We start from the raw sequence: 13,215 nt of genomic DNA, 5'->3' as shown, positions 1-13,215 counted from the left end.
GGGTCAGGGCCTGGCGGCCATCACCGGCTCCAGTTGCCAGTGGTGGCCGCCGCCCGAGAAGCGGGTCTGGCGTGCCGTGCCGGGTGCGGCGGGCAGCCCGGTGAGCCGCTGAACGGTGACGTTCCCCTTGTACAGCTCCACCTCGACGGTGCCGCCGACACCCGCCGCGAGGGTGTCGGCCGCCGCGGCCGCCGCCCTGCCGTACGGGTCGTGGAAGCGGCCCTCGTACACGGCCACGCCGAGCGCCGCGGACAGGCTCTTCAGCAGTCCCGTCGCGGGCTTGTCGAGTCCGACCTGGTACAGCGCGGTGAGGCAGTTGCTGAGCAGGTCGAGCCCCGGCGCCTCGTACACGCCACGGCACTTGGTGCCGTTGACCCGGTTCTCGACGACGGTCCGCATCGACAGACCGTGCCGTCCTCCGGCGGCGTTGGCGCTCAGCACCGCGTCGAGCGGGGACACCGGACGGCCGTCGATCTCCACGGGGCGGCCCCGTTCGAAGCGCACCGTGAACGTCTCGGCCGTGTCGGGCGCCTCGTGCGGCCAGCGCGTCAGCAGGGGAAGCAGGCCGGTCGGCGGCGTGCTCAGCGACTCGAGGGCATCGCTCTCGTGCGAGAAGCCCGCCATGCTGCCGTCCACCGAGTACGTCGCCCAGTCGGTGAGCCGTTCAGGGAAGCCCACCTCGGCGAGCCAGGCGGACATGGAGCCGCGGTCGGGGAAGCGCTCCAGCATCCACGGCGTGGTCCACGGCGTGAACACCGGCAGGTCGGGCACCAGAGCGGCGCCGTACCGGGCGAAGCGCGCCTGGTCGTTGCCGCCGCCGACACAGCCGTGGGCGAGGACGGTGCGCTCGTCGGCGCGCAGGGCCTGGGCCAGGCCGGCGACGAGGACCGCGCGGGAGGCGCCGGTGGTGTTCCAGTACCCCCCCTCGTAGCTCGCCTGGTACGTGACCAGGTCGAGCGCCATCTCCGCCATGTCCGTGCGCAGGTCGACGGTGTGCGCCTTCAGCCCCATGCGGGCGAGAACCGAGGTCAGTTCGTCGGCGGGCATCGGTGTCTCCTGGCCGATGTCCGCCACGTAGCAGACGGTGTCGACACCCTTTTCCGTGAGCCAGGCCGCCACGGCGGTGGACGAGAGCCCACCCGACACCAGGAGACCCACCCGCTGATTTTTCAGGTCATTCAGTTCCATAATGCAGTTCAACCCCCTGTGGAAATGCGCTGGCAATCATTCCGCTCAGTCAAGCATTCCGGATATGCAAGTAATCGAGTAAGCGCCAGGGTTACATGTTCTGTAATCGCTGGACGGTACCCGGAGTGCGGGCATGCGATTAGCGTGAGTGGTCATGCCGGGGATTCGCTCATCGAGGGGGCGTTGGACTTTGAATAGCGCGTCGCGGGCTCAAGTGCAGGGAATTGCGGGGCGCTCGGTCGCCTATCCCGTGGACCGGACCGTGCTCCAGCTGTTCCAGGACCGGGCCCGGGCCGTCCCCGACGCGCCGGCCGTCACCTTCGGCGGCCGCACGCTCTCGTACCGCGAACTCGACCGGCGGGCCAACGATCTGGCGGAGCACCTCGGCCGACTCGGCGTCCGGCGGGGCGACTTCGTGCCGCTGGCGGTGGACGGCGGGCTGGAGCTGCCCCTCGCCATGATCGCGGCCATGAAGCTCGCGGCGCCCTTCGTACCGATCGACGACACCGCGCCGGCCGACCGGGTCACGCGGATGATCGAGACCCTGGACGCCAAGGTGGTGGTCCGCTCGCGCACCGGCCGCCCCCTGCCGCTGGACGTACCCTCGGTGCACGTCGACGTCACCGCACTGCGGGACCGGCCGACGCCGCCGGCGGTGGCACCGGCCGGCCTCGACGACCTCGTGTACGGGTTCTACACCTCCGGCTCGACCGGCGTGCCGAAGTGCACCCTCAACATCCACCGCGGTCTGCTCAACCGCTTCACCTACATGAGCCGCCACCTCAGCGACCGCCCGGACGAGGTGGTGCTCCAGAACAGCCGGCACCAGTTCGACTCCTCTCTGTGGCAGCTGCTGTGGCCGCTCACCACCGGAAGCCAGGTCGTCATACCCGAACGCTCCGGGATCCTGGACCTGGCCGCCACCCTCGACGTGATCGACCGCCACGGCGTGACCACCACCGACTTCGTGCCGTCGATCTTCAACACACTGGTGGAACTGCTGCGGGTCCAGCCCGAGTCGGCCGACCGGCTGCGCTCGCTGCGCCGGTTGCTGATCGGCGGGGAGGAGATGACGGCGGACAGCGTGCAGACCTTCCGGTCCCTGCTGCCCGGCGTCGCGATCGTCAACACGTACGGGCCGACGGAGGCGTCCATCGGCTCGGTCTTCCACGTGGTGACCGACGCCGACCACGACCCGATGCCCATCGGCCTCCCGATCGACAACACCTACGCCGTGATCGTCGACGAGCGGATGGAACCCGTCGCGCCCGGTGAGACCGGTGAGATCTGCATCGGTGGAGAGTGTCTGGGCCTGGGCTATCTGAAGGACGCGAGGAAGACCGCGGCCGCGTTCGTCGGCAACCCCTTCCCGGAGATCCCCGGCACGCGCCTGTACCGCACCGGTGACCTGGGACACCGGCGGCCGGACGGGCTGCTCCAGTTCGTCGGGCGCCGGGACCAGCAGGTCAAGATCGGCGGCGTACGCATCGAGCTGACCGAGGTCGAGGCCGGGCTGCTGAGCCACCCTCGGGTGCGTGAGGCCAAGGTCGTCGTGCACGAGAGCCACGAAAACCGGTCCCTGGTCGCCTTCGTGACCGTACGCCCCGCCGAACCCGACGGCGCGCCGCACGCCGAAGCCGATGCCCAGGCCCTGCGGGCGCACGCCCGCGAGGTGCTGCCGGCGTCCCTGGTGCCGCGCCGTTTCCTCGTCCTGGACAAGCTGCCGCTCACTCCCAACGGCAAGGCGGACCGCAGGGAACTCGCCCGGATGGCCGCAGCGACGGCGGTCCACGAGCCGGCCACGGCCGACGAGGGCAGCGTCGCTCCGGGCGGGACGGAGGCCGCGGTGCTGGCCGCGTGGCTCGATCTGCTGCCGGTCGGCACGGTCGGACCGGACGACGACTTCTTCGACCTCGGCGGCGACTCGCTCTCCGCGCAGCGGCTCGCCGTCATGCTGACCGAACGGTTCCGGCGCCGGGTCTCGGTGCGGGACGTGTTCGAACGGCCGACGCTCGCCGGACAGACCGCCCACCTCGAAGGCGCCTTCGAGGCGGGTCCCGGCGACCCCGGCCCGCCCGGCCCGCACCATCCGCCCCACGAGCAGTTCGACACGGACGGCGAGCTGCCCGAGGACATCCGGGTGAGCGCGGCGGTCGAGGTACTCGCCGGGCAGGCCCCGCGCAGCGTTCTGCTCACCGGAGCGACCGGCTTCATCGGCGGTCATCTGCTGCACGATCTGCTGACCGGAACATCGCTGACGGTGCACTGCCTGGTCCGGGCCGCCGACGAGAGCACCGCCCGGCAGCGCGTCGTCGCCAACCTGACGCACTACCAGCTGTGGGACGAGCGGTTCGCGGACCGGATCAGCGCCGTCCCGGGCGACCTCGGCCGGCCCCGGCTGGGCCTGGAGGAGACGGCGTACCGGCGGCTGGCCGGGGAGATCGACACCGTCGTCCACAACGGCGCCATGGTCAACCTCGCCCGCAGCTACCGGGCGCACCGGACGACCAATGTGCTGGGCACCGTCGAGATCCTCCGGCTGGCCACGACCCGCCGGCTCAAGGCCGTGCACTTCATCTCGACGCTCGGAGTGTTCCCGGCGGCCGCCCCCGGCGCCGGGCGGTGTCTCGAGGGCCCGGTGGGGAACGAGCGTCCGCCGTCCGACGGCTACACCCGGTCGAAGTGGGTCGCCGAGCGGCTGGTCGCCAAGGCCGCCGAGCGGGGCGTGCCCACGGTGGTCCACCGGTTCGGTGAGGTCATGCCTCACTCGCGGCACGGCGTTCCGAGCCGCTACGGCCTGCCCGACCTGCTGGTGAGAGCCTGTCTGCGCACCGGAATGTGGTTCCCCAGCCCCATCGTCACCGACTACACACCGGTGGACTACGTGAGCGGTCTGGTGGTGGCGGCCGTCGCGGGCGGCGAGCGCGGCTGGTTCCACACCGTCCAGCCGCGCGCCGTGAGCCTCGACGAGCTGATGGCGGTCTTCCGGGAGGAGTTCCGCCTCGCCGAGGTGCCGTACCGTACCTTCTGGGAGACCGTGCGCCGCACGGCGGTCGAGGAGCCCGACAACCACGGACTCGCGAGTGTCCTCGCGCTGATCCCGGAACCCGCCGACAGCGACGCGGGCGAGGTGCTGGTCAAGGAGACCCTGGCCGGGCTCTTCCGGGACGACCCCGCGGCCTTCTCCAGCACCCACGCCACCGCGCTGGCGGCCCGCGCCGGACTCGACTGGCCGCCCGTCGGCCCCGCCGTCCTCCACCGGTACGCCCTGTACTACCGCTCCGCGGCCGGCGCCGCCACACTCGTCGGCGACCGCCCGGCCCCGTCCGAGGCCGTGGTGGGCGAGTGACGGACGGCCGGAACGCCGAGCCGGTGACACCCGAGGAGGCCGACGCGGCGTGCCGCGGCGCCACGGTGTGGCTCACGGGCCTGCCGAGCGCGGGCAAGACCACGATCGCCCGTGCGCTGGCCGAGCGGTTGCGCGCCACGGGCCACCGGGTGGAGGTGCTCGACGGCGACGAACTCCGCGCGTTCCTCTCCGCGGACCTGGGGTTCACCCGCGCGGATCGGGACCGCCACGTCCGACGCGTCGGCTTCGTCGCCGAACTCCTCGCCTCGCACGGCGTCAAGGCCGTCGTCCCCGTCATCGCGCCCTACGCCGACAGCCGCCAGGCGGTCCGTGAGCGGCACGAGCGGCACGGCACCCCCTACCTGGAGGTCCACGTCGCCACCCCGGTGGAGGTCTGCTCGACCCGGGACGTCAAGGGCCTCTACGCCCGGCAGGCCGCCGGTGAGCTGACCGGACTGACCGGAGTGGACGATCCGTACCAGCCGCCCGAGACCCCCGACCTGCGGATCCGGACACACGACCGAGGCGTCGAGGACTGCGCCGCGGCGCTGCACGCGCTGCTCGGCGAAAGGGGACTGGCATGACGATCGCTCCCGAGCGGGCCGAAGCGGTCCGCCCGCCCGGCGCGCTGTCGCACCTGGACACGCTGGAGTCCGAGGCGGTGCACATCCTCCGGGAGGCGGTGGGGGAGTTCGAGCGGCCGGTGATGCTGTTCTCCGGCGGCAAGGACTCCGCCGTCATGCTGCACCTGGCACGGAAGGCGTTCGCCCCCGCCGCGGTCCCCTTCGGCCTGCTGCACATCGACACCGGGCACAACTTCCCCGAGGTCCTGGAGTACCGCGACCGCACGGTGGCCGCGCACGGACTGCGGCTGCGCGTGGCACGCGTGCAGGAGTACCTCGACGACGGGCGGCTGCGCGAGCGCCCGGACGGCACCCGCAACCCGCTCCAGACCGTGCCGCTGCTCGACGCGATCGGCGCGGGGCGCCACGACGTGGTCTTCGGCGGCGGGCGGCGCGACGAGGAGAAGGCCCGCGCCAAGGAGCGGGTCTTCAGCCTGCGCGACGAGTTCGGCGCCTGGGATCCCCGCCGCCAGCGCCCGGAGCTGTGGCAGCTCTACAACGGTCGGCACACCCCGGGCGAGCACGTCCGGGTGTTCCCGCTGTCCAACTGGACCGAACTGGACGTGTGGCAGTACATCGCCCGGGAGCACGTCGACCTCCCCGTCCTCTACTACGCCCACGAACGCGACGTCTTCGCCCGCGACCGCATGTGGCTGACCGCGGGCGAGTGGGGCGGACCCGGGGCCGGCGAGAGCGTCGAGCGCCGGCTGGTCCGCTACCGCACCGTGGGCGACATGTCGTGCACCGGAGCCGTGGACTCCGACGCCGGCACGATCGCCCAGGTCATCGCCGAGATCGGCGGCAGCCGGGTCACCGAACGAGGGGCCTCGCGCGCCGACGACCGGCTGTCCGAGGCCGCGATGGAAGACCGTAAACGCGAGGGGTACTTCTGATGACCGCCACCGTCGAGATCCCGGCGGCCACGCTGCTGCGCTTCGCCACCGCCGGGTCCGTGGACGACGGCAAGTCCACGCTGGTCGGACGCCTGCTGCACGACTCCAAGTCGGTACTCGCCGACCAGTTGGAGGCGGTCGAGCACGCCTCCCGGCAGCGCGGCCTGGCGGATCCGGACCTGGCGCTGCTGACCGACGGGCTGCGAGCCGAACGCGAGCAGGGCATCACCATCGACGTCGCCCACCGCTACTTCGCCACACCGGCGCGGCGGTTCATCCTGGCCGACACCCCCGGGCACGTGCAGTACACCCGCAACATGGTCACCGGCGCCTCGACCGCCGACCTGACCGTGATCCTCGTCGACGCCCGCAACGGCATGGTCGAGCAGACCCGCCGCCATGCCGCGGTCGCCGCCCTGCTGCGCGTCCCGCACTGCGTGCTGGCCGTCAACAAGATGGACCTGGTCGACCACGCCGAAGCCGTCTTCCGGGCGATCACCGAGGAGTTCGCCGCCTACGCCGCGTCGCTCGGCGTCCGTGACGTCACTGCCATCCCGGTGTCCGCGCTGACCGGGGACAACGTGGTGGAACGGTCCGCCGCGATGGACTGGTACGACGGCCCCACCGTGCTCCAGCACCTGGAGCGCGTGCCGGCCGGCCCCGCACCCACCGAAGCCCCGGCCCGTTTCCCCGTGCAGTACGTCATCCGCCCGGGCACCGCGCGGCATCCCGACTACCGCGGTTACGCCGGACGGATCGCTTCCGGTGTGCTGCGCGTGGGCGACCCGGTCACCGTGCTGCCCTCCGGCGCGACCAGCACCGTCAGAGGCATCGACGCCCTCGGCACGAGCGTCGAACAGGCCTCGTCGCCGCAGTCGGTCACCGTGCTGCTCGCCGACGACCTCGACATCTCCCGCGGCGACCTCATCGCGCCGACCGCCGGGGCGCCCGCGATCACCCACGACATCCGGGCCACCGTCTGCCATCTCCACGAACGGCCCCTGCGCGAGGGCAACCGGGTCCTGCTCAAGCACGGTTCCCGCACCGTGCGGGCGGTCGTCCGGCAGCTGCTGCACCGTGTCGACCTCAGCGAAGGCCTGGCCCGGGAACCCCACCCCGCAGCACTCGACGTCAACGACATCGGCGCCGCCGTGCTCCGCACCGCCGAGCCCCTCCCGCTCGACACCTACGCCGAGTCCCGCCTCACCGGTTCCTTCATCCTCATCGACCCCGAGGACGGCAGCACGCTCACCGCGGGCATGGTGGGAGAGGCCTTCCCGCCTCAGGACACCCCCGCCTCCTGATACTGCCCCAGATACCGGAACGCCCCGTCCGCAGCCCCGAACAGGAACATCGCGTCGTGGTTGTACCCGTACCCCTGCTCGTACTTGACCGTCCTGCTGATGCCGGAGTACGTGATCTCGGGCATCCGGCGGGCGATCGCGCCCCGTTCCGTCACCGCCGAGCCGTCCTTGGTGATGGCCTCGGCCAGGAACATGACGGCGTCGTAGGACTCCGCCGCGTACCAGCCGGGGCCGGTGCCGTAGCGGGCGCGGTAGGCCTTGGTGAATGCGCGGGCGGAGGGGCGGGCCGTCGGGTCGGTGAAGGAGGTGGCGAAGACCCAGTCGGTCGCGGCCGCGCCGGCCGCGGTGAGGAACTGCGGAGCGAAGGCGCGTTCCGTCGCCATTCGGGTGCCGGTGAACCGTGCGGTGCTCAGTGCCGACGCGAGTCCGGCGGCCCGGGCCGCGTCGCCGGTGAAGAGGACCGCGTCCGCGCGGGCGGACATCACCGCGGCGGCGAGCGACGCGTAGTCGATCTTCCCGGCGGCGACACGGGTCACCGTGGCGTCCCGGCCGGCCCGCTCCAGTGCGCTTTTGCCCTGTTCGCACAGGGTCCAGGCGAAGTCGCCCTGTGCCCGGTCGTCCACGAGGAACACCTTGCGGGCGTCGACGTGGTTGCTGAGGTAACGGACGCAGGGGACGGCGAGCAGCCCGTCCGTGACGCGCAGCGCCGCATGGGAGTGGAAGAGATTCGTGCCGATCTTCGAGCTCTGGGTGTCGACGCCCACCGAGACGGACACGACGGGCATCACCGCCTTGGTGTACGTGACCTCGCTCGCGAGGAAACAGGCGTCGGTGGTGGGTCCCAGCACGGCGAGCACGTCGGCGTCCTTCGTGAGCCGGCCGGCCAGCTCGTCGGCTCGTTTCGTGTCGCCGCCGTCGTCGTACGTCCGCAGCTTCAGCCGGAAGGGGTGGCCGCTCTTGGCGTTGATCTGCTCGACGGCCAACCGGGCCCCGTCGAGTTCGGCGTTCCCGCGCTCCTTCCGGGCCCCGGTCAGATCGCCGTGGAACGCCACGACCAGGTCGGGACGCTTTTCCGCCCCGGAGGAAGGGGCCGCACCCGTCTTCTGCCGGGTGCTCCACCACCAGGCACCGCCACCGCCCGCCGCGAGGACTCCCGCCGTCGAGCCGAGGCGCAGGAAGCCGCGGCGGCCGACGCCGCGGGGGGTGGGCCGGGTGGCCGTGACGGCCGTCAGCGTCGCGGCCTCCGGTGACACCGTCGGCACTGTGCTCGCGGACGCGGACACCTGGGTCGGCTCGATCGTGCCGAGGGTGAGCACGGCGGCGGCCCGGTCGTTGATCAGCCGGGTGACCGGCGCGGACAGCCACTGCGAACGCGCGGCGAAGTCGCTTTCCGGCACCGCTTCGTCAAGTGTCCGGCGCAGGTCGGCGAGGGTGGGACGGGCGGTCGGATCCTTGGCGAGACAGGCTCTCAGCAGGGGCGTCAGACCGTCCGGGAGCGCCGCCGGATCCGGTTCCTCGTAGACCGTGCGCAGCAGCACGCCGGCCGCCCCGCCGCCGCCGAACGGCCGCACCCCGGTCGCGGCGAACGCGAGCACGCACCCCAGCGAGAACACATCGCTGGGTGGGCCGATCTCGCCGCCCCGGGCCCGTGCCTGCTCGGGGGAGAGGAAGCCGGGCGAGCCGACGATCACACCGCTGGAGGTGAGCGCCGTGGCCTCCGGCGCGCGGGCGATGCCGAAGTCGATGAGCCGCGGCCCGTCCGGGGCCAGCAGGACGTTCCCCGGCTTCACGTCGCGGTGCACGAGACCGGTCCCGTGCACCGTGTCGAGCGCCTCGGCGAGCCGCACGCCCAGCACTCGCACGGAGGGGAGCGACAGCGGCCCGAAGGTGTCCACCGTCTCGGCGAGCGAGGGTCCCGGTACGTACGAGGTCGCCAGCCACGGTGTCTCCGCGTCGGCGTCCGCGTCCAGCAACGGCACCACCCACGGGCTGCGCACCTGCCGGGCGGCCTCGATCTCGCGGCGGAAACGGGTCCGGAAACCCGTCTCGTCGGCGTACGAGGACCGGACCGTCTTCACCGCGGCGATCGCTCCGCCCGGCGCACGGGCCAGGAAGACCACGCCCATGCCGCCGGCGCCCAGCCGCTGCAGCAGACGGTAGCGGCCGATCCGGGACGGGTCGCCGGTGCGCAGCGGCTCCATCAGACGGTGATCGGCGCGGGGCCGCCGTACACGAAGTCGCCCTGCTCAACCCGCCAGAGGAAGCCGCCGGTGCCGTCGATGACGATCTGGCCGGTGTTCTGGAAGGCGAACACCTTCGTGATGCCCTCGTACGTCCCCGCCCGCACGGCCGCGAGCAGGTTCTCCCGGGTGCGGCTCTTGGACGGCAGCCCCGACAGGGCCTTCAGCAGCATCCCGGTCACGTCGTAGGCCTCCGCCGCGTACCGGGGCGGCGCCTCCTCGAAGCGCGCGCGGTAGGCGGCGGCGAACTTCTTCGCCTCGGGCTTGACGGTGGCGTCGATGACCGGAGCCACCATCACCCAGCCCTCGGCCGCCTCCTGAGCCTCGGTCAGGAACCGGCCGTCGAGCAGCGCCGGGCCGGACACGCGAGCTCCCTGGAAGGCGCGTTCGCGCAGTGTCGCTGCGATCAACGCCCCCCGGTCGGGCAGACCGGCGAAGAACACGGAGTCGGCGCCGGCGGAGAGCACCGCGTCCACCGCGCTGCCGAAGTCGCGGCGCATCGCGCTGACCACCTCCGGCACGGACGGCTGCTGTGCGTTGCCGAGCACATTGCTGAGGGAAGTGCTCAGATCCGTCCCGTAGTTTCCGGCCGGGCGGTCGACGACGATGCCGATCTTGCGCGATCGCGCGCTGCCGCGCAGGTAGTTGCTGACGTAGACGGGCAGTACCGCGTCGGGCAGCCGTGCGTGCAGGAACGAGCGGAATCCCTGGATGGAGAGGGCGGTAGAGCCGGGGGACACGCCGACGACCGGCAGCAGCCCGGCGTCGTACTTCGCGAGCGACGCCTGCGCCGTGGCGTCGGTGGTCGGGCCGACCACGGCGAGGACCGCCGGATCGTCCGTGAGTTCCGCGGCGAGCCGGGCCGAGACCGCCGGATCGCCCCCGTCGTCGACGGCCCGGACCTTCACGTTGAACGGGGCGTCGCCGCGCGCGTTGAACTCCGCGACGGCCAGCCGCAGTCCGCGCTCCTGGGCCCGGCCCGTCTCCGCGTGCGGGCCGCTGAGGTCACCGTGCAGTGCGACGGTGTGCACCGGGCGGCGCGAGGACGTGGCGGCGGCGGGGCTGTCGCCTCCCGAGTCGCCGTCCCGGGCGACCGCCCACCAGGCCCCGCCCGCGCCCGCCGCCAGCGCCACGGCCCCACCGGCGAGCAGCAGGAAACGGCGCCGGCCGGCCGGGCGGGCGTCCTGTGGCTGCGGCGACTCGGACGTCTCTCGCGTGTCGGTCTCGGCCGGTCCGGCAGCGGCCGGCGCGTCGGTCGGCGCCAGCGTGTGCTCGATGTCCGGCAGTGCGAGCGCGGCGGCCGAGCGCTCGGCGATCAGCCGGGTGACCGGTTCGGGCAGCCACCCTGCCGCCTCCTCGTCCCGCGGAGTGCCGTCGGCCGCCAGTTCCCGCACCAGTTCCGCGGCGTCCGGCCGCCGGGCCGGATCCTTTTCCAGGCAGCGGCCCAGCACCTCGAGCAGGCCCGCGGGCACCCCGTCGAGATCCGCCGGATCGTGCACGGCCCGGTACAACAGGGCGTCGACCGCTCCGCTGCCGAACGGCGCCCGGCCGGTCGCCGCGTACGCCAGGACGCACCCGAGGGAGAACACGTCGCTCGCCGGCCCGACGCCGCCGTCCCCACCCCGCCCCTCGGCCTGCTCGGGCGACAGATAGCCGGGCGTGCCGACCACCATCCCGGTGGCCGTGAGTGTCGTGTCCTCCGGCGCCCGGGCTATGCCGAAGTCGATGAGCCGGGGTCCGTCGTGGGCGATCAGCACATTGCCCGGCTTGAGGTCCCGGTGCACCAGCCCCGCCCGGTGCACCTCGCGCAGCGCCTCGGCCAGCCGGGCGCCGAGCAGCCGCAGCCCGTGCTCCGTCAGGGGGCCGTACGCGGCCACGGCCTCGCCCAGTGACGGGCCGGGTACGAACGCGGTCGCCAGCCACGGTGCCTCGGCGTCCGCGTCGGCGTCCACCAGCGGCACCGCCCAGGGGCTGTCGACCTGCCGGGCGACCTCGACCTCGCGGCGGAATCGCTCCTTGAAGCCCGGCTCCTCGGCGTACTCGGCGAGCAGCACCTTCAGCGCCACCAGGGCGCCGCCCGGCGTGCGGGCCAGGTACACCACGCCCATGCCTCCGGTGCCGAGCCGCCCGAGCAGGCGATGGTCCGCGATACGCGCGGGATCGGACGAACGCAGCGGCTCCATCAGCTCTGCCCTCCCAGCTCGTACTCCACGCGGTTGAGCATCGTGGCGTTGGCTTGCGCCGCGTACGTGTTCAACTCGGTGTTCGAGTAGCCCTTGGCGCCCTTCACCGACACCGCCACGGTCACCGTGCCGAGCCGGGTGACATACCAGTAGTACGTCTGCTTGCCGGTTCCGTTGACATACGAACCGATCTCCACGACCTGGTCGTCGGCGTAGTTGTTGCTGCCCTGGCCGTACGGAGTGCCGGTCGACATGAGCCCGGATATCCACTCGTCGGTACGGACCTGCTGCTCCCGGCAGCGCAACGGCTCCTCCAGCGTGCTGGCCAGCCGCTCGTCGGCGTCCCTCACCGTGGCGTGCACGGTGACCGCCGCGGTCACCTTGATCTCGCCCTTGCCCGCGGTGCCGGGAAGCTCGCTGTAGCGGGACAGCGAGGCCAGGACGCCCTGCGGGAGCGCCTGCCGCTCCCACCGGCACTGTTCGTCGAGGACGGCGGCGGTGCCGGGGGTGCTCGCGGCCGGCTGCTGGGCCCGGAAGTCCGCGCCCCACGCCTGCGGTTCCAGCGCGACGGCCGCTGCCAGCGCCTCGCCCTGCGGCTTCGTCCTCGGCACCCGAGCGGGATCCGCCTGGAACGGCGTCAACGGCGTCGCGGCACCACCCGTCGAGGAGGATGCCGAGGGCGAGCCGGACGCGGCCGGAGCCGCGGACCGGGAGGATGCCGACGGGCTCGGCTCGGCCGACTTGTCGTCGTCCCCGGAACCGCAGCCGCCCAGCACCACGGCCGCCGCGGCCGCCGACGCCATGACCCGCCACGGCCAAGCCGCCCTGCCTCTACCAGCGTTGTCGTCCATCCACGCCCCTCCGCCTACGGCCCCCGCCTCGCGTGCGGTGATCGTACAGAGGGACGCGGGGAGCGGGCGGGCGGTTCGAAGAACAGGGGAGCTGCCGCAATCAGCGAACGTCGGCCCCGGCGCCCGCGCTTCCCGACGACCGCTCCGCCACCCGCGCCAGATGCCCCGCGAACACGCTCTCCGCCTCCGGCGTCAGCGTCCGCAGCGCCACCAGTGCCGTGATGGCCACGTCGCACAGCTCGCCCTGCACGTCCTCCCACGTGTGGGTGACGCCCTTGCGGGGGTTCTGGCCGGTCGCGCCGATGACCGCCTGCGCGACCTCGCCGACCTCCTCCGACAGCTTCAGCACCCGCAGCAGCAGGCCTTCGCGGCCGCCGTGCGCCGCGTTGGCGTCCAGCCAGGTCCACAGGGCGTCGACGGTGGCCCAGAGATCGGTGGGGCCGGCGGCCTCGGGTTCGCTGGGGCCGGCGGCCTCGGGTTCGGTGGGTGCGGACCTGGGGGGCCGGGGCTGGGTGCTCATGGAGGAAGCGTGTCAGGTCACGTCCGGCACCCGGCAGCTCCCTGGGGGCTTCCCGGCAGCTCCC

At 72.8% G+C, this 13,215-nt stretch carries 9 protein-coding genes; 4 read left to right on the top strand and 5 right to left on the bottom strand.

Annotated features, from left to right (window positions below):
- Window positions 1-3: 3 nt before the first annotated feature.
- Complete coding sequence (locus OG736_RS13935) at window positions 4-1,188, bottom strand: argininosuccinate synthase domain-containing protein (RefSeq protein WP_327182721.1); 1,185 nt, start codon at window positions 1,186-1,188, stop codon at window positions 4-6.
- Window positions 1,189-1,438: 250 nt separating this feature from the next.
- On the opposite strand from OG736_RS13935, the gene OG736_RS13930 reads away from it, so the two are divergent.
- Genes OG736_RS13930 through OG736_RS13915 form a run of 4 tightly spaced genes read left to right on the top strand, consistent with a single transcriptional unit; the run spans window position 1,439 to window position 7,357 of the window.
- A complete protein-coding gene (locus OG736_RS13930) occupies window positions 1,439-4,537 on the top strand; it encodes a non-ribosomal peptide synthetase (RefSeq protein WP_327182720.1) in 3,099 nt (1,032 codons plus the stop codon).
- The gene (cysC, locus tag OG736_RS13925; protein WP_327182719.1) at window positions 4,534-5,121 is read left to right on the top strand and encodes an adenylyl-sulfate kinase; all 588 of its coding nucleotides are present in this window, start codon (window positions 4,534-4,536) and stop codon (window positions 5,119-5,121) included. Before OG736_RS13930 ends, cysC begins: the two co-directional genes overlap by 4 nt.
- The gene (gene cysD, locus OG736_RS13920; RefSeq protein ID WP_327182718.1) at window positions 5,118-6,053 is read left to right on the top strand and encodes a sulfate adenylyltransferase subunit CysD; all 936 of its coding nucleotides are present in this window, start codon (window positions 5,118-5,120) and stop codon (window positions 6,051-6,053) included. Before cysC ends, cysD begins: the two co-directional genes overlap by 4 nt.
- On the top strand, window positions 6,053-7,357 hold the full coding sequence (locus OG736_RS13915) for a sulfate adenylyltransferase subunit 1 (protein ID WP_327182717.1): 1,305 nt from the start codon (window positions 6,053-6,055) through the stop codon (window positions 7,355-7,357). Before cysD ends, OG736_RS13915 begins: the two co-directional genes overlap by 1 nt.
- Here the strand turns inward: OG736_RS13915 and OG736_RS13910 are convergent.
- The 4 genes from OG736_RS13910 to OG736_RS13895 form a co-directional block, all read right to left on the bottom strand.
- Window positions 7,336-9,558 carry a bifunctional serine/threonine-protein kinase/ABC transporter substrate-binding protein gene (locus tag OG736_RS13910; protein WP_327182716.1) on the bottom strand — a complete coding sequence of 741 codons (2,223 nt, stop codon included), beginning with the start codon at window positions 9,556-9,558 and terminating at the stop codon, window positions 7,336-7,338. The genes OG736_RS13915 and OG736_RS13910 overlap by 22 nt on opposite strands.
- Window positions 9,558-11,780 carry a bifunctional serine/threonine-protein kinase/ABC transporter substrate-binding protein gene (locus OG736_RS13905; protein WP_327182715.1) on the bottom strand — a complete coding sequence of 741 codons (2,223 nt, stop codon included), beginning with the start codon at window positions 11,778-11,780 and terminating at the stop codon, window positions 9,558-9,560. The genes OG736_RS13910 and OG736_RS13905 overlap by 1 nt, the downstream gene beginning before the upstream one ends.
- Window positions 11,780-12,631 (bottom strand): hypothetical protein, encoded by an 852-nt coding sequence (locus tag OG736_RS13900; RefSeq protein ID WP_327182714.1) that lies wholly within the window; start codon window positions 12,629-12,631, stop codon window positions 11,780-11,782. Before OG736_RS13900 ends, OG736_RS13905 begins: the two co-directional genes overlap by 1 nt.
- Before the next feature lie 100 nt (window positions 12,632-12,731).
- Entirely contained in the window at window positions 12,732-13,151 is a 420-nt protein-coding gene (locus OG736_RS13895; RefSeq protein ID WP_327182713.1) for a MazG-like family protein, read from the bottom strand.
- Window positions 13,152-13,215 lie beyond the last annotated feature (64 nt).

The sequence above is a fragment of the Streptomyces sp. NBC_01334 genome, assembly GCF_035983595.1.
In the GTDB taxonomy this organism is placed as follows: domain Bacteria; phylum Actinomycetota; class Actinomycetes; order Streptomycetales; family Streptomycetaceae; genus Streptomyces; species Streptomyces coriariae.
Note: the sequence above shows the minus strand (reverse complement) of the source record. Positions and strands in the feature narration are given on the sequence as shown.

Excerpts from the sequence above, each read along its gene's own strand:
- OG736_RS13935 (WP_327182721.1), bottom strand. The coding sequence starts at position 1,188 with ATGGAACTGAATGACCTGAAAAATCAGCGGGTGGGTCTCCTGGTGTCG.
- cysD (WP_327182718.1), top strand. The coding sequence starts at position 5,118 with ATGACGATCGCTCCCGAGCGGGCCGAAGCGGTCCGCCCGCCCGGCGCG.
- OG736_RS13915 (WP_327182717.1), top strand. The coding sequence starts at position 6,053 with ATGACCGCCACCGTCGAGATCCCGGCGGCCACGCTGCTGCGCTTCGCC.
- OG736_RS13910 (WP_327182716.1), bottom strand. The coding sequence starts at position 9,558 with ATGGAGCCGCTGCGCACCGGCGACCCGTCCCGGATCGGCCGCTACCGT.
- OG736_RS13905 (WP_327182715.1), bottom strand. The coding sequence starts at position 11,780 with ATGGAGCCGCTGCGTTCGTCCGATCCCGCGCGTATCGCGGACCATCGC.
- OG736_RS13900 (WP_327182714.1), bottom strand. The coding sequence starts at position 12,631 with ATGGACGACAACGCTGGTAGAGGCAGGGCGGCTTGGCCGTGGCGGGTC.
- OG736_RS13895 (WP_327182713.1), bottom strand. The coding sequence starts at position 13,151 with ATGAGCACCCAGCCCCGGCCCCCCAGGTCCGCACCCACCGAACCCGAG.